Genomic DNA, 20,718 nt, shown 5'->3' with positions numbered 1-20,718 from the left:
GGCTGCCTCCGCTCGTGTTTGTCCTCCGCGCCCCCCCCCCCCCCCCCCCGGGGGGGGCGCCCCCCCCCCCCCCCCCCCCCCCCCGGGCCCCGGGGGGGGGGGGGGGGGGGGGGGCGCCCCCCCCCCCCACCCCCTCAGCGACCGTTGAAAGCGTCCTTGAGGCGCGAGAACAGCCCCTGCTGACCCGGCTGGAACGTGCCCATGGGGCGCTCCTCGCCACGCAGCTTGGCCAGTTCGCGGAGCAGACGTTCCTGCTCGACGTCCAGCTTGGTCGGGGTGGTGACCTCGACGTGCACGATGAGGTCGCCCCGGCCGCCGCCGCGCAGGTGCGTGATGCCCCGGGTGTGCAGCGGGATCGACTGGCCGGACTGGGTGCCCGGGCGGATGTCGACCTCCTCCATGCCGTCGAGCGTCTCCAGCGGCACCTTCGTGCCGAGGGCCGCCGCCGTCATCGGGAGGGTGACCGTGCAGTGCAGGTCGTCGCCGCGGCGCTGGAACATCGCGTGCGGCAGCTCGTGGATCTCGACGTACAGGTCGCCGGCGGGGCCGCCGCCGGGGCCGACCTCGCCCTCGCCCGCGAGCTGGATCCGCGTGCCGTTGTCCACACCGGCCGGGATCTTGACCGTGAGCGTGCGCCGCGAGCGGACGCGGCCGTCACCGGCGCACTCCGGGCACGGCGTCGGCACGACCGTGCCGAAGCCCTGGCACTGGGGGCACGGGCGGGACGTCATGACCTGGCCCAGGAAGGACCGGGTCACCTGCGAGACCTCACCGCGACCGCGACACATGTCACAGGTCTGCGCGGAGGTGCCGGGGGCCGCGCCCTCGCCGTTGCAGGTGTTGCAGACGACGGCCGTGTCGACCTGGATGTCCTTCGTCGTACCGAAGGCCGCCTCGTCGAGCTCGATCTCCAGCCGGATCATCGCGTCCTGGCCGCGGCGGGTGCGCGAGCGCGGTCCGCGCTGCGACGCCGTGCCGAAGAACGCGTCCATGATGTCCGAGAAGTTCCCGAAGCCGCCCTGGCCGAAGCCGCCCGCGGCGCCGCCCGCCTGCGAGAGGGGGTCGCCGCCGAGGTCGTAGACCTGCTTCTTCTGCGGGTCCGAGAGCACCTCGTAAGCGGCGTTGATCTCCTTGAACCGCTCCTGGGTCTTCGGATCCGGATTCACGTCCGGGTGCAGCTCGCGCGCGAGCCTACGGAAGGCCTTCTTGATCTCATCCTGCGACGCGTCGCGACGCACGCCGAGAACGGCGTAGTAGTCCGTGGCCACTTAGGACTCCGCCAGGATCTGTCCGACGTACCGTGCCACTGCGCGTACCGCTCCCATCGTTCCCGGGTAATCCATGCGGGTCGGTCCGACCACGCCTAGCTTGGCGACTGCCTCGCCGCCCGAACCGTAGCCGACCGACACCACCGACGTGGAGTTGAGTCCCTCGTAGGCGTTCTCATGACCGATCCGTACGGTCATGCCCGAATCCCCCGCCTCACCAAGCAACTTGAGGAGGACGACCTGCTCCTCAAGGGCTTCCAGGATGGGGCGGATGGTGAGGGGAAAGTCATGTCCGAAGCGGGTGAGATTGGCGGTGCCGCCGATCATCAGTCGCTCCTCGGTCTCCTCGACGAGGGTCTCCAGGAGGGTGGAGAGCACCGTCGCGACCGTGCCGCGGTCCTCGGCCTCGAAGGCCTCCGGCAGGTCCTGCACGAGCAGCGGTACGTCCGCGAAGCGGCGGGCCGCGATCCGGCTGTTGAGCCGCGCGCGCAGATCCGCGAGCGAGCTCTCCCCGAAGGGTGCCGGGCAGTCGACCATGCGCTGCTCGACCCGCCCGGTGTCGGTGATCAGCACGAGCATCACGCGCGCGGGGGCCAGCGACAGCAGCTCCACGTGCCGGACGGTCGAGCGGGTCAGGGACGGATACTGCACGACGGCGACCTGCCGGGTGAGCTGCGCGAGCAGCCGTACCGTACGGCCCACGACGTCGTCGAGGTCCACGGCACCGTCGAGGAAGTTCTGGATCGCCTTGCGCTCGGGGCCGGTCATCGGCTTGACGCCGGCGAGCTTGTCGACGAAGAGCCGGTAGCCCTTGTCGGTCGGGATGCGCCCGGCACTCGTGTGCGGCTGGGCGATGTAGCCCTCGTCCTCCAGGGCCGCCATGTCGTTGCGCACGGTCGCCGGGGAGACGCCGAGGCTGTGCCGCTCGGTGAGCGCCTTGGACCCCACCGGCTCCTCGGTGCCGACATAGTCCTGGACGATGGCGCGCAGCACCTGAAGCCTGCGTTCGCTGAGCATCGCGCACACCTCCAGTTCTGGTCGCCTTTGTCGCCGCTTGTCGCGAGCCCGCCCTTTCCTGGCACTCTGTGCGCGTGAGTGCCAGCCTTCCCCGGCCAGTGTACGGCCGTGAGGCACACCTCGGGCAAGGCCGGTCCTGCGATGTCACGCCGTAGGTGCCGTCACCGTTAGCGTCGCCGTGTGACGGTGACTTGGGAAGGGCTCGGGTGGGAACGGCTGACGGACGGCGTGGGCCGCTGCCGGCTGCCTGGCTGGGACTGCACGGTCGGGCTGGTGATCGGCGGGGACGCGGCGCTGATGATCGACGCGGGGTCGAGCCTGGCGGAGGGCGCGCGGTTGCGTACGGAGGCGCGGGCGCTCGCCGGTCACGCTGTGACCCATCTCGCGCTCACCCACGCCCATTTCGACCACGTCTTCGGGGCGGCGGAGTTCGCGGACGCGGAGGTGTTCGGTGCGGTGGGCGTGGAGCGGGTGTTGACGGAGGAGCGGGCGGACCTGCGTGCGGACGCGATCAAAAACGGCCTCCACGCACGCGTGGCCGACGAGGCCGTAGCCGCCCTGACGTACCCGCGTCACCTGGTGCCGGACGAGTTGACGCTCCCCCTGGGCGACGACCGACAGATCACGCTCGCGAACGTCGGCCCCGGACACACGGCCCACGACCTGGCTGTCCTGGTCCCCGGCTCCCGCCCGATCGTCTTCTGCGGCGATCTGGTCGAGGAGTCAGGCGAACCGCAGGCGGGCCCGGACGCGGTTCCGGCGCTCTGGCCTGCGGCGCTCGACCGGCTCCTCTCCCTGGGCGGGGAGGACGCGCTGTACGTGCCCGGTCACGGAGCGGTGGTGGACGCGGGGTTCGTGCGGGCCCAACGGGACGCGTTGGCAACGCGTTTCGGCGTGTCGTGACGGCGGTCGCCCCGGTTCTCCTATCGTCATCCGAATGCGCCAGTACTCCGCCGACCTGACCCCACCGTGGAAGAAGCCCAAGCCGGCCCCCGAGGTCCCCGCGGATCCGGGCCTGGTGGTCGAGGAGCCGGGCACCGGTTTCTGCGGCGCGGTGATCCGCTGCGAGGCCGGCACGGTCACCCTGGAGGACCGCTTCGGCAAACACCGGGTGTTCCCGCTGGAACCGAGGGGCTTCCTGCTGGAGGGCAGGGTGGTGACCCTGGTGAAGCCCGTGTCGAGTCCGCTACGGCCCACTCGTACGGCGTCCGGTTCGGTGGCCGTCCCCGGTGCACGCGCGCGTGTGGCTCGCGCCGGGCGGATCTACGTCGAGGGGCGGCACGACGCCGAACTCGTCGAGCGGGTGTGGGGCGACGACCTGCGTATCGAGGGCGTGGTGGTCGAGTACCTGGAGGGCGTCGACGATCTCCCGTCGATCGTCGCGGAGTTCGGTCCCGGTCCGGACGCGCGGCTGGGCATCCTGGTGGACCACTTGGTGCCGGGCACCAAGGAGTGGCGCATCGCGCAGTCGGTCACCAGTGAGCACGCGCTCGTCGTGGGCCACCCGTACATCGATATCTGGGAGGCCGTGAAACCGTCCTCCGTGGGCATCACCGCGTGGCCCCGCGTCCCGCACGGGCAGGACTGGAAGACGGGGGTGTGCCGGGCGCTGGGTTGGCCGGAAAACACCGGTGCGGTGTGGCAGGCGATTCTGGCCAAGGTGGGGTCGTACAAGGATCTTGAGCCGGAACTGCTGGGCAGGGTCGAGGAGTTGATCGACTTCGTCACGGCGCCCGGCGAGCCCTGACACCGCGTCCTGACGCCGGGTCGTGACGACAGGTCTTGACGCCGGGGCGAGATCCGGCGATCAGGGCGTCAGCCACGCCACCATCTCGGCCCGGGTCCGCTCCTCGCGTCCGAACCACAGCTCGGCCGGGACCCAGCGCAGCAGCGCCTTCTCGTGCACGGGGAAGGAGTCGCTGATGTCGAGGCGGTAGCGGTGCCTCGGCAGCCCGGGGCGCAGTGGTTCCGCCTCCCGCACCAGCGGCCCGAGCAGCGGGTCGTCGCCGTCCGTCTCCCCCAGCGGGCACAACTCCAGGCTGTAGTAGACGGTCTTGTTCGCGCGCCCCCAGTAGATGCCCACCCCGGCCAGTGAGTCCCAGGGGATCAGCGCGGCCTGCTTGCCCGACAGCAGCCAGAAGCCGCTCGCGTCGAGGGCGGTGACCTTGTGGCGCTGCCGCCACGGTTTGCGCAGCAGCCACGCGAAGAGTCCGAGGGGCACCAGGAACCAGCCGCCGGCCTTCCCCGTCACGAGGACGTTGACCAACCCGCCCACAGACACGACAACAATGATCAGGACGGCCGACAGGACCCACAGGAACCGCCGCAGTCCGTAGCGTATGAAGGTCGCGTCCGGGGCCGGCCATCTGTCGGAGATCATGGCCGGGGACTGTATCCGGTACGCCGGTCAGTCGACCAGGTCCCTGACCACGGCGTCCGCCAACAGCCGCCCGCGCAGGGTGAGTACGGCGCGTCCCTCGTCGTAGGGCCGCTGTTGCAGGAGGCCGTCCGTGAGGGCTCGGCGGGAGGCCTTGAGGCCGTCCTCGTGGAGGAGGTCCAGCGGGGCCCCCTCGCGGAGTCGTAGCTCCAGGAGGATGCGTTCCACCCGGCGGTCCTCCTCGGAGAGGATCTCCCGCCCGGCGCCCGGTGAGCGGCCAGCCGCCAGCGCCCCCGCGTACGCCCCCGGGTGCTTCACGTTCCACCACCGGACCCCGCCCACGTGCGAGTGCGCTCCGGGGCCCGCGCCCCACCAGTCGGCGCCGCGCCAGTAGAGCTCGTTGTGGAGACAACGGCCGGAATTCGACGTTGCCCAGTTGGACACCTCGTACCAGTCGAAGCCCGCCGCCGACATCACCTCGTCGGCGATCAGATAGCGGTCGGCGTGGACGTCGTCGTCCGTCATCGGGACCTCGCCCCGGCGGATACGGCGGGCCAGCTGCGTGCCCTCCTCGACGATCAGGGCGTAGGCGCTGATGTGGTCGGGGCCCGCGCCGAGGGCGGCGTCGAGGGAGGCGCGCCAGTCGTCGTCCGTTTCGCCCGGGGTGCCGTAGATCAGGTCGAGGTTGACGTGATCGAAGCCGGCCGCGCGGGCCTCCGCGACGCAGGCCTCGGGGCGGCCGGGGGTGTGGGTGCGGTCCAGCACCTTCAGTACGTGCTGTTTCGCGCTCTGCATGCCGAAGGAGACGCGGTTGAAGCCGCCGTCGCGGAGGGCAGCCAGATACGCCGGGTCCACCGACTCCGGGTTCGCCTCCGTCGTGATCTCCGCGTTCGGGGCCAGGCCGAACTCGTCGCGGATCGCGCCCAGCATCCGTACGAGATCGCCCGCCGCAAGCAGCGTGGGCGTGCCGCCGCCGACGAAGACCGTGCGGACCGGGCGGGGGTCGTCGCCGAGGACCTTGCGGGCCAGGCGGATCTCGTCGATCAGGGTGTCCGCGTAGTTGTCGCGGGAGGCCAGCACTCCGCCCGTGCCGCGCAGCTCGGTCGCCGTGTAGGTGTTGAAGTCGCAGTAGCCGCAGCGGGTCGCGCAGTACGGGACGTGCAGGTAGAACCCGAGGGGGCGGTCGGCCGACCCGGCGAGCGCCGCTGCGGGCAGGGCGCCGTCTTCGGGGACGGGTTCGCCGTCGGGGAGTGCGGAAGGCATGTCTTCCATTGTCCAGCACCGGCGAGGATCACTCCGCCTGGAGCACCAGCAGTGCCATGTCGTCCTCCGGGGGACGACCGCCGAACTCGTGCACCAGCCGTTTGATCCGCTCCGCGATCAGCTCGGCGCTGAGCCCCGCGCACCCGGTGAGCGCGGTCGCGAGCCCGTCGCCGTCGTCGAACTGGACGGACCCGGAGCGCCGCTCGGTCACCCCGTCCGTGACGCACAACAGGCTGTCGCCGGGCCGGAGTTCGAAGGTCTCGCTGGTGTACGTGACGTCCTCGATGACCCCGAGGAGGGTCTGCGGGCGGGCCGCCGTACCGACGCTGCCGTCCGGGCCGAGGAGCAGCGGCAGGGGGTGTCCGGCGGAGGCGAGGGTGCAGCGGACGCCGCCGTCGAAGGGGACCAGCTCGCCGTAGAGGAGGGAGAGGAAGCGGGGGCCGTCGCCGACCGGGCCGGGCATGCCGCCCGCGGCCACCATCGCGTGGGCCGCCGCGTCGGCGGCCTCGGTGGCGTCGTCGAGGAGGAGCTGGTTGAGGCGGTCGAGGACGTCGGCGACGCCGTAGCCCTCGCGGGCGAGGAGCCGGAGCCAGGGGCGGGCCAGGCCGATCACTACGGCGGCCTCGGGGCCCTTGCCCTGGACGTCGCCGAGGGCGAAGCACCAGCGGCCGTCGCCGGCCGGGAACAGGTCGTAGAAGTCGCCGCTGGGGCCGCCCTTGTCGCACGGTTCGTAGACGAGGGCGCTGTGCACGCCAGGGATCTCGGCGACCACGCCGGGCAGCAGGCCGCGCTGGAGGACGCGGCTGATGGTGGCCTGGCGGGCGTACTGGCGGGCCGCGCCGATCGCGAGCGCGACACGGCGGCTGAGGTCCTCGACCAGGCCGGTGACCTCGTCGGGGAAGCGCGGCAGCCCGGACCGCCCGATGACGAGCGTGCCGAGCGGTCGGCCGCCCGCGATCAGGCGGTACGCGAGGGCCGCGCCGTGGGTGCCGTGCGGGCCGAGCGCGTCGGCGGGCCAGGGGTAGGACACGGGCCGCAGGGTGTCCGGCGGGCGGGGCGGGTCCTTCTCCAGGGCGCTCCGGAGCTCCTCGATGCGGTTCTCGCTGCCGTGCCAGACCCGGGCGAGGCGCGGTCCGGCACCGGCCCCGGCGTCCTCGCTCCAGCCTCCGCGCCCCAGCGCCTCGTCCTCCAGCCATACGGCACACCAGTCGGCCAGCCTCGGCACGATCAGCTGTCCGGCGAGCGCGGCGACGAGGTCCTCGTCGAGCTGTCCGGCGAGGAGGTCGGAGGCCTCGGCGAGGAAGGAGAGGGCGCCGCGGCCGAGCCAGTCCCGGTCGCGTTCGGCGCGCTGGGGTTCGGGGGCGAGGATCTCGGCCACGCGCAGGCCGCGTTCACCGCCGTAGGTCTCCAACTCCTCGGCGGCCGGGGTGCCTTCGGCGGGCAGCCGGGCCCAGACGGTCTTGACGCCGGTGCGGTACGTGACGCCCCAGGCCTCGGCGAGCGTGGAGACGAGGCGCAGGCCGCGCCCGAACTCCGGTGTCTCGTAAGCCGGTTCGGCGTTGTTGTCGCGCGGGGCACGGGAGGGATGGTGGTCGGCGACCTCGACGACGATCGAGTCGGTGTCCTCAAGGCGGCACACCAACTCGACGTCCGTGCCCGCGTGCACGACGGCGTTGGTGACGAGTTCGCTGACGACGACCATCGCGTCGTCGGCCAGCCGGTCGGTGAGCTTCTCGGTGCCGGGCAGGCCGAGTTCGGCCCACTCACGGAGCGCGGCGCGCACCAGACCACGGGCGGAACCGGGCGCGAGGGGGCTGCCGGAGAGCGTCGCGCGCACCGTCGTACGCCGGTCCGCGCCGTGGTGCGCGGGCGCATCGGGAGCACGCCAAGTGGTCTCCCGTTGCGTCGGTATGGCCCCCATGCGCAGCTCCCCGAGCAGTTCGGACGAATACGCCTCGATCGATGCGGACAGAGTGACAGACTGACCGCGCGCATAAGCGCCGAGTTACCGAAGTGGGCCGCCATGAGTGAGAACAGTGCTACGCGTGTGCTCGAAGACAGTCACAAAGACGACTGGATTCGAGCATCCGACCTCCGACCACTGCTCGCCGTGATGACGGCCGCCCGCGACGGCGACTTCACGAAGGCACCGGAGACGGGCCACGGCATGGTGGCCGAACTCACCGCCGCCTTCAACCAGATCATGGACCGCAGCACCCACTTCAACTCCGAGACGCAGCGCGTCAAACGCGAACTGATCCGCCACGGCCGCCTCGACGAACGCCTCTCGGCCAGCCCCGGCCAGGGCGGCTGGACCTCCCGCGTCAACGACGTCAACCAGCTCCTCGACGCCCTGGTCGCCCCGGCCGCGAACGCGACCCGGGTCCTGGACGCGGTGGCGGGCGGCGACCTGACCCAGCGGGTCGATCTGCACGACGGCAGCAGGCAGTTGCGCGGTGACCTACGGCATCTGGGCCGGGCCGTGAACAAGATGGTGGACCAACTCTCCCTGTTCACCGGCGAGGTGACCCGGGTCGCGCGCGAGGTCGGCACCGAGGGCAGGCTCGGCGGCCGGGCCAAGGTGACGCGGCTGTCCGGGAGTTGGCGTGATGTGACCGAGGCGGTCAACACGATGGCGTCCCGGCTGACCGCACAGGTGCGGGACATCGCCCTCGTGACGACGGCGGTGGCGCGCGGCGACCTGACGCGCACGGTCACGGTCGAGGCGACCGGCGAACTGCTCGAACTCAAGCTCACCGTGAACACGATGGTCGACCAGCTCTCCGCCTTCGCGGACGAGGTGACGCGCGTCGCCCGCGAGGTGGGCACCGAGGGGCAGTTGGGCGGACGCGCGCAGGTGCGAGGCGTGTCCGGGGTCTGGAAGGACCTCACCGACAACGTCAACTTCATGGCCTCGAACCTGACTTCACAGGTCCGGAACATCGCCCAGGTGACGACCGCCGTGGCGAACGGCGACCTGTCACAGAAGATCACCGTCGACGCGCAGGGCGAGATCCTGGAGTTGAAGTCGACCATCAACACGATGGTCGACCAGCTCTCCGCCTTCGCCGACGAGGTCACGCGCGTGGCCCGCGAGGTCGGCACCGAGGGCAACTTGGGTGGGCGGGCCCAGGTGCGGGGCGTGAGCGGCGTCTGGAAGGACCTCACCGACAACGTCAACTTCATGGCGGACAACCTGACTTCGCAGGTCCGCAACATCGCGCTCGTGTCCACCGCCGTCGCGCAGGGCGACCTCGGCAAGAAGATCACGGTGGAGGCCAAGGGCGAGATCCTGGAGCTGAAGTCCACGATCAACACGATGGTCGACCAGCTCTCCGCCTTCGCCGACGAAGTCACGCGCGTCGCCCGCGAGGTCGGCACGGAAGGGAACCTCGGCGGGCAGGCGCAGGTGCGGGGCGTGAGCGGGGTCTGGAAGGACTTGACGGACAACGTCAACTTCATGGCCCTGAACCTGACTTCACAGGTGCGGAACATCGCGCAGGTGACCACCGCCGTGGCCAACGGCGACCTCTCGAAGAAGATCACCGTCGACGCACGCGGCGAGATCCTCGAACTGAAGGACACCGTCAACACGATGGTGGAGCAGCTGCGCGCCTTCGCCGACGAGGTGACCCGGGTGGCCCGCGAGGTCGGCACCGACGGCCGACTCGGCGGTCGTGCACAGGTGTTGGGCGTCTCCGGGGTCTGGCGTGACCTGACCGACAACGTCAACTACATGGCGGACAACCTGACTTCGCAGGTGCGGAACATCGCCCAGGTCGCGACTGCGGTGGCGCAGGGCGACCTGTCGAAGAAGATCGACGTGGACGCGCGCGGCGAGATCCTGGAGCTGAAGACCACCATCAACACGATGGTCGACACGCTCTCGTCCTTCTCGTCCGAGGTCACCCGGGTGGCCCGCGAGGTCGGTTCCGAGGGCCAACTCGGCGGCCAGGCACGGGTGGAGGGCGTCTACGGCACGTGGAAGCGCCTGACGACCAACGTGAACGAACTCGCCCTGAACCTGACCACGCAGGTCCGCGCGATCGCCGAGGTGGCCTCGGCGGTGGCCCAGGGCGACATGTCCCGCTCGATCACCGTGGAGACGCAGGGCGAGGTCACCGAGCTCAAGGACAACATCAACCTGATGGTGGCCAACCTCCGCGAGACGACCCGCGCGAAGGACTGGCTGGAGTCCAACCTGGCCCGCCTCGCCGCGCTGATGCAGGGACACCGGGACCTGATGGAGGTCGCCGACCTGATCCTGCGCGAGCTGACCCCGCTGGTGAACGCGCAGTACGGAGCGTTCTTCCTGGCCGATCCCGACGAGGACAGCCTGCGAACGGCCATTCCGGCCAAGGGACTTGCCTTCATCGCCGGGTACGGGTCGGCGCAAGCCGCGACCGTGGACACGGGCGCCATGCCGGTGCACGGGCTGGTGCGGCAGGCGGCGCGGGAGAAGAAGCGGATCCTGGTGGAGGAGGCTCCGCCGGACTACATCAAGATCAACAGCGGGCTCGGGGAAGCCGCCCCGGCGAGCGTCGTCATCATCCCGATCATCTTCGAGGACAAGCTCCTCGGCGTGATCGAACTGGCCTCGTTCTCCCGCTTCTCCGACGTCCACCTCGCGTTCTTCGACCAGTTCGTGAACACCATCGGCGTCGCGATCAACACCATCATCGCCAACTCCCGCACGGAGTCCCTGCTCGGCCAGTCCCAGCGGCTGGCGATGCAGTTGCAGGAACGTTCGGACGAACTCCAGAAGCAGCAGGCGGAGTTGCAGCGGTCCAATGCCGAACTGGAGGAGAAGGCAGCCCTGTTGGCGACCTCCTCGCAGTACAAGTCGGAGTTCCTGGCGAACATGAGCCATGAGCTGCGGACCCCGCTGAACTCGCTGCTGATCCTGGCCCGGCTGCTCTCCGACAACCCGGACGGCCGACTCTCCGACCAGGAAGTGCAGTTCGCGACCACGATCCACCGCTCCGGCTCGGATCTCCTCCAGCTCATCAACGACATCCTCGACCTGTCGAAGATCGAGGCCGGCAGGATGGACGTACGCCCGAAACGGCTCCCGCTCATCAAGCTCCTCGACTACGTCCACGCCACGTTCCGCCCGCTCACCCTGGACCGGGGGCTCTCCTTCGAGGTGTCGGTCGGCGAGGACGTACCGCGCGAGATGTGGTCGGACGAGCAGCGGCTCCAGCAGATCCTGCGCAACCTGCTGTCCAACGCCATCAAGTTCACCGCGACGGGCCGGGTCGAACTCCGCGTCAACCGGGTCAAGGACCCCGAGCACCGCTACTCCGACGACAGCGACGAGGTCATCGCGTTCGCCGTCTCCGACACCGGGATCGGGATCGCCGCCGAGAAACTCCCGGTGATCTTCGAGGCGTTCCAGCAGGCCGACGGCACGACCAACCGCAAGTACGGTGGCACGGGGCTCGGGTTGTCCATCAGCCGTGAGATCTCAGGCCTGTTGGGCGGCCGTATCGTCGCCGAGAGCGAGCCGGGACGGGGGTCCACCTTCACGCTCTACGTCCCCGTCGTCAGCCCCGGGCACGCGGCGGGCGGCGCGCCGCTCACCGAGGACCGCGAACTGCCCTTGCTGCCCGAGCAGTTGTCCACGGAGCCGTACACCTCGACCGAGGTGGACGACTCGTGGCCGACGCCGACGAAGCTGGAGGCGTGGAAGGCCGGGCGGGCGGGTCAAGTGCTGCCCGGGCGGCGGGTGTTGATCGTGGACGACGACATCCGCAACGTCTTCGCGCTCACCCATGTGCTGGGGCGGGTCGGCATGCCGGTGCTCTACGCGGAGAACGGGCGTGAGGGCATCGAGACGCTGGAGCGCAATCCCGACGTCGAACTCGTGCTGATGGACATCATGATGCCGGAGATGGACGGGTACGAGACCATCGCCGCCATCCGCCGCGCTCCGCGCTGGACCGGGCTGCCCATCGTCGCGCTCACCGCGAAGGCGATGCCGGGCGACCGGGAGAAGTCCATCGCGCGGGGCGCCAACGACTACGTACCGAAGCCGGTGGATGTCGACCAGTTGCTGACGGTCGTCTGCGCGCTGCTGGATCCCGAGGCCGAGGCCGGCGCCGCGTCCGAGGACATCACGGTGGCGGATCCGGGCACTTCAGGGGAGACGGCGGCACCGCCGACGACCGAGTGAGGCACAGTCATCATGAGCGCTGAGGCAACGACCGACGAAAGTGCCGGCATCCTCCTGGTCGACGACATGGAGGACAACCTGGTCGCGCTGGAGGCCGTCCTGGGGTCCCTCAACGAGCCGTTGGTACGGGCTCGTTCGGGCGAGGAGGCGATGAAGGCGCTGCTGCGGCAGCGGTTCGCGGTGGTTCTGCTGGACATCCGGATGCCGGGCATGGACGGGTTCGAGACCGCGGCCAACATCAAGCGACTCGATCAGACCAAGGACGTGCCGATCATCTTTCTCACCGGCACGGACGCGGATGCGGGGTATGCGTTCCGGGGGTATGCCACGGGTGCCGCCGACTACTTGACCAAGCCGTTCGATCCCTGGGTGTTGCGGGCCAAGGTGAGCGTGTTTCTCGAACTGCACCGTAAGAACCAGCTGTTGGAGCGGATGCTGGCGCGGGAGCAGGGGCAGTTCGATGAACTGGCGTTGCGGCTCAAGGAAGTTGAGGCGCAGATGGCTGCGAGTTCGGTGGATGAGGTGCAGGAACTTCGGCGCCAGGTGCGGGAGATGGGGCAGCTGGTGAGGGATATGCGGCGGCGTTAGGCCAGGATGGGTGCGTTGTTGCCTGCGGGCCGGTGGGGGCTTGTCGCGCCCACGCGGCGGAGCCGCATATCGATACAGCCCCGCGCCCCTGACGGGCCCCGCGGCCCCTTCGGGGCGCGGGGCCCGTCACATGATCAGGCTTCGCGCGAACCCGCGTACATCTCGTCGATCAGGTGCTTGTACTCGCGTTCCACCACCGGGCGCTTCAGCTTGAGGCTCGGGGTGATTTCGCCGTGTTCCACGTCCAGGTCGCGGGGCAGGAGGCGGAACTTCTTGATGGTCTGCCAGCGTTGGAGGCCTTCGTTGAGTTCCTTGACGTAGGCCTCGATCAGGGCGACCGTCGCGGGGGCCGCGACGACCTCGGCGTAGGACTTGCCCTCCAGGCCGTTCTCCTTGGCCCATTCCAGGATGGAGGGTTCGTCGAGGGAGATGAGGGCGGTGCAGAAGTTCCGGTCGGCGCCGTGGACCAGGATGTTGGAGACGTAGGGGCAGACGGCCTTGAACTGGCCCTCGACCTCGGCGGGCGCGATGTACTTGCCGCCGGAGGTCTTGATCAGGTCCTTCTTGCGGTCCGTGATGCGGAGGTAGCCGTCGGGGGACAGCTCGCCGATGTCGCCGGTGTGGAACCAGCCGTCGGACTCCAGGACCTCGGCGGTCTTCTCGGGCAGGCCGTGGTAGCCCTCCATGATGCCGGGGCCGCGCAGCAGGATCTCGCCGTCGTCCGCGATGCGCACCTCCGTGCCGGGCAGCGGCTTGCCGACCGTGCCGGTGCGGTAGGCCTCGCCGGGGTTCACGAAGGAGGCCGCGGAGGACTCGGTCAGGCCGTAGCCCTCAAGGATGTGGATGCCGGCGCCGGCGAAGAAGTAGCCGATGTCGGGCGCGAGGGCGGCCGAGCCGGAGACGCAGGCGCGCAGCTTGCCGCCGAAGGCCTCGCGGATCTTCGCGTAGACCAGCGCGTCGGCGACCTTGTGCTTGGCGGCGAGACCGAAGGGCGCGGTGGCGGTGCCGGTACGGCGGAAGTTGTCCTGGGTGACCTTGGCGTACTCGCGGGCGACCTCGGCGGCCCACTGGAAGATCTTGTACTTGGAGGCGCCGCCGGCCCGTGCCTTGGCCGCGACCCCGTTGTAGACCTTCTCGAAGATGCGCGGGACGGCCGCCATGTACGTCGGCTGTACGACCGGCAGGTTCTCGATGATCTTGTCGACCCGGCCGTCCACGGCGGTGACGTGCCCGATCTCGATGTGGCCCGAGGTGAGCACCTTGCCGAAGACGTGCGCGAGGGGCAGCCAGAGGTACTGGACGTCCTCGGGGCCGAGGAGGCCGGTCGCGGCGATGGCCTTGGCGAGGTAGGACCAGTTGTCGTGCGGGAGGCGAACTCCCTTGGGGCGTCCGGTCGTTCCCGAGGTGTAGATGATCGTGGCGAGCTGGTCCTTGGTGATGGCCGCGACCCGCTCCTTGATCAGGTCCGGGTTCTTCTCCAGGTACGCGGCGCCGCGCTGCTCCAGCTCGGCGAGGGTCAGGACCCAGTCGCCCTCGTCGGCTCCGGTCTCGACGCCGGTCGGGTCGATGACCACGACGTGGGTCAGCTCGGGCAGGTCGGCGCGCTTCTCGCGTGCCTTGGCGAGCTGTGCCGCGTCCTCCGCGATGAGGACCTTGCTGCCGGAGTCGGCGAGGATGAAGGTCGACTCGTCGGCGTTGGTCTGCGGGTACACCGTGGTGGTGGCGGCGCCGGCGCAAAGGATGCCCAGGTCGGCGAGGATCCACTCGACGCGGGTGGCGGAGGCGAGCGCGACGCGCTCCTCGGGCTGTATGCCCAGTTCGATCAGACCGGCCGCGATCGCGAAGACCCGCTCGGCGGACTGCGCCCAGGTCAGCGACTTCCAGTCGTCGGGGCCCGCACCGGAGGCCGCCGGTACCGGGTAGCGGTAGGCCTCGGCATCCGGCGTGGCCGCCACGCGCTCCAGGAAGAGGCCCGCCACGGACGGCGGACGGTTCTCGATCAGGGTCTGTGTGTCGCTCACGACATCCTCCGGGGCCCGCGACAGTGCGGTCACTGGCTCATTGCTGCGGCGGTTGACTCAATGCGGCTGGTGGCTCTTGTGGCTGTTGTTTAACTCGCGAGTAACTATCGAGCAGTGATCAGAGTAAGCCGCGACCGGCCGGTGCGTAAGGGGCGGTGGACGGTCACTTCGAACAGCGCCATGACCACTTCGTACAGAGCCAAGACATAGGGCCCGCGGCGCCGAAGCGCAACGGGCCCTGTGAATCGTCTGGCTGTCGTCCGAAATTTCGGTGTACGGGGTCGCTACTTCCCGCCCTCGGCGCCGCCTACTTCTTGCCCTTGGCTCCGCCACCGCTGTCGTCGCTGGACAGCACCGCGATGAAGGCCTCCTGGGGAACCTCCACGGAACCCACCATCTTCATCCGCTTCTTGCCCTCCTTCTGCTTCTCCAGCAGCTTCCGCTTACGGGAGATGTCACCGCCGTAGCACTTGGCGAGGACGTCCTTGCGGATGGCGCGGATGGTCTCGCGGGCGATGACCCGGGAGCCGATGGCGGCCTGGATGGGCACCTCGAAGGCCTGCCGCGGGATGAGTTCCCGCAGCTTGGCGACCAGCCGCACGCCGTACGCGTACGCCGCGTCCTTGTGCGTGATCGCCGAGAAGGCGTCCACCTTGTCGCCGTGCAGCAGGATGTCGACCTTGACCAGGCTGGACGTCACCTCGCCGGTGGGCTCGTAGTCGAGCGAGGCGTAGCCGCGGGTCTTGGACTTCAGCTGGTCGAAGAAGTCGAAGACGATCTCCGCGAGGGGGAGCGTGTAGCGGATCTCGACGCGGTCCTCGGAGAGGTAGTCCATGCCGAGCAGGGTGCCGCGCCGGGTCTGGCACAGCTCCATGATCGCGCCGATGAACTCCGACGGCGCCAGGATCGTCGCGCGCACGACGGGCTCGTAGACCTTGTCGATCTTCCCCTCGGGGAACTCGCTCGGGTTGGTGACGACGTGCTCGCTGCCGTCCTCCATCTCGACCCGGTACACCACGTTCGGCGCGGTCGCGATGAGGTCGAGCCCGAACTCGCGCTCCAGCCGCTCCCGGATCACGTCCAGGTGCAGCAGCCCGAGGAAGCCGACGCGGAAGCCGAAGCCGAGTGCCGCCGAGGTCTCCGGCTCGTAGACGAGCGCGGCGTCGTTGAGCTGGAGCTTGTCGAGGGCCTCGCGCAGCTCCGGGTAGTCGGAGCCGTCCAGCGGATACAGGCCCGAGAAGACCATCGGCTTGGGGTCCTTGTAACCACCGAGCGCCTCGGTCGCGCCCTTGTGCAGGGTGGTGATCGTGTCACCGACCTTGGACTGGCGGACGTCCTTCACACCGGTGATCAGATAGCCGACCTCGCCGACCCCGAGCCCGTCCGCGCCGAGCATCTCCGGCGAGTTCGTCCCGATCTCCAGCAGCTCGTGCGTGGCGTTCGTGGACATCATCCGGATCTTCTCGCGCTTGGTGAGCTGTCCGTCGATGACCCTGATGTACGTCACGACACCGCGGTAGGAGTCGTAGACCGAGTCGAAGATCATCGCGCGGGCGGGCGCGTCCGCGTCCCCGACCGGCGCCGGGATCTCCTTGACGACCTTGTTCAGCAGCGCGTCGACCCCGAGCCCGGTCTTGGCGGAGACCTTGAGGACGTCCTCGGGGTCGCAGCCGACCAGGTTGGCCAGCTCCTCGGCGAACTTCTCGGGCTGCGCGGCCGGCAGGTCGATCTTGTTCAGCACGGGGATGATCGTGAGGTCGTTCTCCATCGCCAGGTAGAGGTTGGCGAGGGTCTGGGCCTCGATGCCCTGGGCGGCGTCCACGAGCAGCACGGTGCCCTCGCAGGCGGCGAGCGACCGCGAGACCTCGTACGTGAAGTCGACGTGTCCCGGGGTGTCGATCATGTTGAGGATGTGCGTACTGCCCTGGTCGGCCCCCTCGGTGGGGGCCCACGGCAGACGCACCGCCTGGGACTTGATCGTGATGCCACGCTCGCGCTCGATGTCCATGCGGTCGAGGTACTGAGCACGCATCTGCCGCTGGTCGACCACTCCGGTCAGCTGGAGCATCCGGTCGGCGAGCGTGGACTTGCCATGGTCGATGTGCGCGATGATGCAGAAATTGCGGATCAGCGCCGGGTCGGTACGGCTCGGCTCGGGCACATGGCTGGGGATCGCGGGCACGCAGGGTCCTGATTCTTGAGGCGTCCGCAGTGTCTGCGGTCTCGGGTCGGATCGATACGTAGGCTCCATCGTCCCACGGGTGGGAGGTGCGGTCCGGTTTGGGACGGTGCGAGAGGTTCACCGGGGGCCTCTCGGGAGCCGGCCGGATGTCTCTCGACGACCGGCCGGATGCCTCTCGGGGACCGGTTTGGGTGGGCCGGTGGGCGGCTGGTAGCCTGGGTGGCTGTGCCTCATCCCTGACCGGTATCCCCGCTCGGTGCGAGACACACCCCAAGGAAAATCATCGGCCCGGGACCCGTGCGGCCCCGTGCCAGAACCTGCAAAGGCTCATTCGTGGCGAACATCAAGTCCCAGATCAAGCGGATCAAGACCAACGAGAAGGCTCGGCTGCGCAACAAGGCCGTCAAGTCCTCCCTGAAGACCGCGATCCGCAAGGCCCGCGAAGCCGCTGCCGCGGGTGACGTCGAGAAGGCCACCGAGTACCAGCGCGCTGCCGCGCGTCAGCTCGACAAGGCCGTCGCGAAGGGCGTCATCCACAAGAACCAGGCCGCCAACAAGAAGTCGGCGCTTGCTTCCAAGGTCACCGCGCTCCAGGGCTGATCCTCCGCACTTGCCTCGGCCCGCGCTCGCGCGGACCGGACCAGTAGCAATCCACCGTGAGGACAACGTCGAGCCCTCTACCTCGATTCACGGACAGACATCGTGGTCGCCACGCCACGTACAGTGCCCCCGGACCCACTTCGGGGGCATTGCTGTTTCTCCGTCCCCGGCACCGTCCTCCACCCCGTCCTCGGACCCGTCCCGCCGTATCTCCCCTCTCCCCGCGAGTTCTCGCGCCTGGGGCGGAGTCGCCAAGGCGGGTCCGGCGGAGCAGGTCGCAGGTGATCGGCGGTGCCCGATTCGCCGTCGGCGGCCGACGGCGACACCGCGGATAGCCGCGCCACTCCATGCCACGCGTTCCGCGGCATGCCCCGCCGGGTCGACACCCCCTGCGGGGCAATACGACGTCTAAGCCTGACCCCGTGACCGGGCTGCCCGGGCGATCGTGACGACCGCCTTCTCCAACGCGTACTCCGGATCGTCCCCACCGCCCTTCACTCCCGCGTCCGCCTCGGCCACCGCTCGCAGCGCGACGGAGACCGCGTCCGGTGTCCACCCCCGCATCTGCTGCCGTACCCGGTCGATCTTCCACGGCGGCATCCCCAGCTCACGCGCCAGATCCGCCGGCCGCCCCCCGCGCGCGGACGACAGCTTGCCGATCGCCCGCACCCCCTGTGCCAACGCGCTGGTGATCAGCACCGGCGCCACCCCGGTGGACAGCGACCACCGCAATGCCTCCAGTGCCTCCGCAGCCCGCCCTTCCACGGCCCGGTCCGCGACCGTGAAGCTCGATGCCTCGGCCCGCCCCGTGTAGTACCGCCCGACGACCGCCTCGTCGATGGTCCCCTCGATGTCGGCGACCAACTGGGAGACGGCGGACGCCAGTTCCCGCAGATCGCTGCCGAGGGAGTCGACCAGCGCCTGGCAGGCCTCGGGCGTGGCCGATCTCCCGGTCGCCCGGAACTCGCCCCGCACGAACGCCAGCCGGTCCGCCGGCTTCGTCATCTTCGGGCAGGCCACCTCCCGCGCCCCCGCCTTGCGTGCGGCATCGAGCAGCCCTTTGCCCTTGACCCCGCCGGCGTGCAACAGCACCAGCGTGATCTCCTCGGCGGGCGCACCGAGATACGCCTTCACGTCCTTGACCGTGTCCGCGGACAGATCCTGCGCATTGCGTACGACCACGACCTTGCGCTCCGCGAAGAGCGACGGGCTGGTCAACTCGGCGAGCGTGCCGGGCTGCAGCTGGTCCGAGGTCAGGTCACGTACGTCCGTGTCGGCGTCGGCGGCCCGAGCAGCGGCCACCACCTCCCGCACGGCACGGTCGAGCAGGAGGTCCTCCTGGCCCACGGCAAGCGTCACCGGGGCGAGAGGGTCGTCATTCGCAGTCTTTCTAGCCATCGCGTAAAGCATCGCACGCGGCACTGACAACGCGTTCCGCGTGCCGGGTGCGGGGGTCGGACGGGGGTGCGGGTGCGGGTGCGAGTCCGAGGGCAGGTGCGGGTCTGAGTGCCGGTTCGGGTGCGGGTGCGGGAGCAGGAGCAGGAGCGGGTGCCGGTTCGGGTCCGAGTGTCCGAGTGCGGGTCCGGATTCGGGTAGGGGTGCCGGTTCAGGTCCCGGTTCGGGTTCGGATGCGAGTCCGACCGTAGAACTCGCCGCCGCCCGCCGCCCCTACGGCTCCTCGCGCCAGCCGTCCCACTCCCCCGCGAACGCGTCCAGTTCCGCGGGATCGAGCCGCCCGTCCTCGTCCCGCAGAACGAGCAGCCACTGCGCGTCCTCGGCGTCGTCCTCGCCGGCCAGCGCGTCCCGCACCAACCGCGGTTCCTCATCGAGGGCGAACCGCTCCCCGAGCGCCTCCGCCGCCTCCTGGGCCGCGTCACGGTCGGGCAGTACCAGCACATGTCTCACATCACTCACGCGAGCCATTTTCTACCCCCGCCCCCGCACCTCCGGAACCGACCCCAGCTCGATCCCGAACCGCTCCCGGTACACCCCCAACACCTCGTCGTCCGTGATCAGTTCACGTACGTCCCGCGTCCCCTCCCCACCGGTCACCGTGAGAGTCCGGCCGGCCAGCGTGATCCTTCCGCCGTAGTCCAGGAGCCGTGAGCAGACCAGTGACCGGGTGAAATGCGACGCCGGTGACGTGCTGTGCCACCACGCCCCGGCCACGAAGTCGGCGAGCACCCGGGGCCGTAGTTCCAGGCGGTACTGCGGCTTGCCGTCCTGGACGACATCCAGGTCGGGCCCCGCCACGACAAGCCTGAACGTGCCACCCGGGTCCGGCTGTTCGCCCCGTTCCGCGAACGCCAGCGGATGGTGACTGTGCTTGCCGAAACCGACGTCCGCCAGCCACACACTCCCGTCCGCCGTCCGTACCCGCAGCGCGAGATGGTCGTACGGAATACCCAGCCGCCCCTCGTCCCCGTGCACCCGCGCGGCAAGCGGCGCGACCTCGAAACCCAGGGTGGTGAGCAACGCCCCGAAGGCACCGTTGAGTTCGTAACAGAACCCGCCTCTCTTCGCCCCCACCACCTTGTCCACCAGCCGGTCCTCCTCCAGCACGATCTCCTCCCCCAGATGAACCGACAGGTTCTCGAAGGGCACGCTCTGCAGATGTCGTAGTTGCAGCTCACGCAGGGCGTCGGCGGTGGGCGCGGGCGGACGCGCGAGGCCCAGCCGGTGGAGGTAGGCGTCGGTCTGTGCGGGGTTCATGTCCTCAGTCTCGCTCCAGGGGATGGGCGGGGGTGGCATCCAGGGCGATGACCAGGCGCATGACCGGTTCGCCCGCGACGGTAGGGGCGCGGTTGCCGATGATCCGGTTGAGGTGGCGGAGGCGGGGTTCCAGGTCCGTGACGTGGGTGAGGGGCGGGTCGGCGGTGGTGTCGCTGCGCGGGCCCCGGCGGCTGCCTGATCATCGGCTCCGCCACCCGGGTCTCCGACGCCGCCCAGCAGGTCGCCGACCACCTCCAGAGCCTCCGCAACGCCAACATCGACCACCTGGAGTCCCGCATCAGAACCGACGTGGCCGACGGCACCCTCCCCACCGACACCGACACCGACGCCCGCGCGGTCGCCGAGTTCACCGGAGTCATCGTCCAGGGCATGTCGCACCGGGCCCGCGACGGCGCGACGACAGAGGCGCTACGGACGGTGGCGGACACGGCGTGGAGGTCGGTCAGGGTACTGCTGGCCGAGACCCGAGCCGACGGTGCGCCGGTCGTACCGGT

At 69.8% G+C, this 20,718-nt stretch carries 15 protein-coding genes and 1 pseudogene; 6 read left to right on the top strand and 10 right to left on the bottom strand.

Annotated features, from left to right (window positions below):
• Positions 1-134: 134 nt before the first annotated feature.
• Complete coding sequence (gene dnaJ, locus ACIBK4_RS33410) at positions 135-1,268, bottom strand: molecular chaperone DnaJ (RefSeq protein ID WP_019064192.1); 1,134 nt, start codon at positions 1,266-1,268, stop codon at positions 135-137.
• Complete coding sequence (gene hrcA / locus ACIBK4_RS33405) at positions 1,269-2,285, bottom strand: heat-inducible transcriptional repressor HrcA (RefSeq protein ID WP_327404159.1); 1,017 nt, start codon at positions 2,283-2,285, stop codon at positions 1,269-1,271.
• A gap of 180 nt (positions 2,286-2,465) precedes the next feature.
• Between hrcA and ACIBK4_RS33400 the strand changes: the two genes are divergently transcribed.
• Both ACIBK4_RS33400 and ACIBK4_RS33395 read left to right on the top strand, forming a co-directional pair.
• Complete coding sequence (locus tag ACIBK4_RS33400) at positions 2,466-3,188, top strand: MBL fold metallo-hydrolase (protein WP_399000759.1); 723 nt, start codon at positions 2,466-2,468, stop codon at positions 3,186-3,188.
• A gap of 34 nt (positions 3,189-3,222) precedes the next feature.
• Positions 3,223-4,032, top strand: coding sequence for a DUF3097 domain-containing protein (locus ACIBK4_RS33395; protein WP_399000757.1), 810 nt, complete (start codon positions 3,223-3,225; stop codon positions 4,030-4,032).
• A gap of 60 nt (positions 4,033-4,092) precedes the next feature.
• On the opposite strand, the gene ACIBK4_RS33390 is transcribed toward ACIBK4_RS33395, so the two are convergent.
• The 3 genes from ACIBK4_RS33390 to ACIBK4_RS33380 are packed head-to-tail and all read right to left on the bottom strand — an operon-like array spanning position 4,093 to position 7,846.
• Positions 4,093-4,665, bottom strand: coding sequence for a hypothetical protein (locus ACIBK4_RS33390; RefSeq protein WP_399000755.1), 573 nt, complete (start codon positions 4,663-4,665; stop codon positions 4,093-4,095).
• Between the two features lie 27 nt (positions 4,666-4,692).
• Positions 4,693-5,925 (bottom strand): radical SAM family heme chaperone HemW, encoded by a 1,233-nt coding sequence (gene hemW / locus ACIBK4_RS33385; protein WP_399000753.1) that lies wholly within the window; start codon positions 5,923-5,925, stop codon positions 4,693-4,695.
• 28 nt (positions 5,926-5,953) lie between these two features.
• Positions 5,954-7,846: a SpoIIE family protein phosphatase gene (locus ACIBK4_RS33380; RefSeq protein WP_399000751.1), complete on the bottom strand. Its 1,893-nt coding sequence runs from the start codon at positions 7,844-7,846 to the stop codon at positions 5,954-5,956.
• Between the two features lie 102 nt (positions 7,847-7,948).
• Between ACIBK4_RS33380 and ACIBK4_RS33375 the strand changes: the two genes are divergently transcribed.
• Complete coding sequence (locus ACIBK4_RS33375) at positions 7,949-12,100, top strand: HAMP domain-containing protein (RefSeq protein WP_399000749.1); 4,152 nt, start codon at positions 7,949-7,951, stop codon at positions 12,098-12,100.
• A gap of 12 nt (positions 12,101-12,112) precedes the next feature.
• The gene (locus ACIBK4_RS33370; RefSeq protein WP_399000746.1) at positions 12,113-12,688 is read left to right on the top strand and encodes a two-component system response regulator; all 576 of its coding nucleotides are present in this window, start codon (positions 12,113-12,115) and stop codon (positions 12,686-12,688) included.
• Between the two features lie 134 nt (positions 12,689-12,822).
• On the opposite strand, the gene ACIBK4_RS33365 is transcribed toward ACIBK4_RS33370, so the two are convergent.
• Both ACIBK4_RS33365 and lepA read right to left on the bottom strand, forming a co-directional pair.
• Positions 12,823-14,709: an AMP-dependent synthetase/ligase gene (locus ACIBK4_RS33365; protein ID WP_399000744.1), complete on the bottom strand. Its 1,887-nt coding sequence runs from the start codon at positions 14,707-14,709 to the stop codon at positions 12,823-12,825.
• 307 nt (positions 14,710-15,016) lie between these two features.
• A complete protein-coding gene (gene lepA / locus ACIBK4_RS33360) occupies positions 15,017-16,891 on the bottom strand; it encodes a translation elongation factor 4 (RefSeq protein ID WP_399000741.1) in 1,875 nt (624 codons plus the stop codon).
• Between the two features lie 333 nt (positions 16,892-17,224).
• On the opposite strand from lepA, the gene rpsT reads away from it, so the two are divergent.
• Entirely contained in the window at positions 17,225-17,491 is a 267-nt protein-coding gene (rpsT, locus tag ACIBK4_RS33355; RefSeq protein WP_019064182.1) for a 30S ribosomal protein S20, read from the top strand.
• Positions 17,492-17,899: 408 nt separating this feature from the next.
• Here rpsT and holA read toward each other — a convergent pair whose 3' ends face one another.
• From holA to ACIBK4_RS33340, 3 genes are all read right to left on the bottom strand, one after another.
• Positions 17,900-18,889, bottom strand: a complete 990-nt coding sequence (holA, locus tag ACIBK4_RS33350; protein WP_399000739.1) for a DNA polymerase III subunit delta — start codon at positions 18,887-18,889, stop codon at positions 17,900-17,902.
• Positions 18,890-19,159: 270 nt separating this feature from the next.
• Positions 19,160-19,405 carry a hypothetical protein gene (locus ACIBK4_RS33345; RefSeq protein WP_355924880.1) on the bottom strand — a complete coding sequence of 82 codons (246 nt, stop codon included), beginning with the start codon at positions 19,403-19,405 and terminating at the stop codon, positions 19,160-19,162.
• Between the two features lie 12 nt (positions 19,406-19,417).
• Positions 19,418-20,203, bottom strand: a complete 786-nt coding sequence (locus ACIBK4_RS33340; protein WP_399000736.1) for an arylamine N-acetyltransferase — start codon at positions 20,201-20,203, stop codon at positions 19,418-19,420.
• 186 nt (positions 20,204-20,389) lie between these two features.
• On the opposite strand from ACIBK4_RS33340, the pseudogene ACIBK4_RS33335 reads away from it, so the two are divergent.
• A pseudogene (locus tag ACIBK4_RS33335) lies at positions 20,390-20,632 on the top strand (TetR family transcriptional regulator C-terminal domain-containing protein); the annotation flags it as partial.
• Positions 20,633-20,718 lie beyond the last annotated feature (86 nt).

Origin of the sequence: Streptomyces sp. NPDC050528, assembly GCF_044457795.1 — a bacterium.
Classification (GTDB): domain Bacteria; phylum Actinomycetota; class Actinomycetes; order Streptomycetales; family Streptomycetaceae; genus Streptomyces.
Note: the sequence above shows the minus strand (reverse complement) of the source record. Positions and strands in the feature narration are given on the sequence as shown.

Excerpts from the sequence above, each read along its gene's own strand:
- hrcA (WP_327404159.1), bottom strand. The coding sequence starts at position 2,285 with ATGCTCAGCGAACGCAGGCTTCAGGTGCTGCGCGCCATCGTCCAGGAC.
- ACIBK4_RS33395 (WP_399000757.1), top strand. The coding sequence starts at position 3,223 with ATGCGCCAGTACTCCGCCGACCTGACCCCACCGTGGAAGAAGCCCAAG.
- ACIBK4_RS33390 (WP_399000755.1), bottom strand. The coding sequence starts at position 4,665 with ATGATCTCCGACAGATGGCCGGCCCCGGACGCGACCTTCATACGCTAC.
- hemW (WP_399000753.1), bottom strand. The coding sequence starts at position 5,925 with ATGCCTTCCGCACTCCCCGACGGCGAACCCGTCCCCGAAGACGGCGCC.
- ACIBK4_RS33380 (WP_399000751.1), bottom strand. The coding sequence starts at position 7,846 with ATGGGGGCCATACCGACGCAACGGGAGACCACTTGGCGTGCTCCCGAT.
- ACIBK4_RS33375 (WP_399000749.1), top strand. The coding sequence starts at position 7,949 with ATGAGTGAGAACAGTGCTACGCGTGTGCTCGAAGACAGTCACAAAGAC.
- ACIBK4_RS33370 (WP_399000746.1), top strand. The coding sequence starts at position 12,113 with ATGAGCGCTGAGGCAACGACCGACGAAAGTGCCGGCATCCTCCTGGTC.
- holA (WP_399000739.1), bottom strand. The coding sequence starts at position 18,889 with ATGGCTAGAAAGACTGCGAATGACGACCCTCTCGCCCCGGTGACGCTT.
- ACIBK4_RS33340 (WP_399000736.1), bottom strand. The coding sequence starts at position 20,203 with ATGAACCCCGCACAGACCGACGCCTACCTCCACCGGCTGGGCCTCGCG.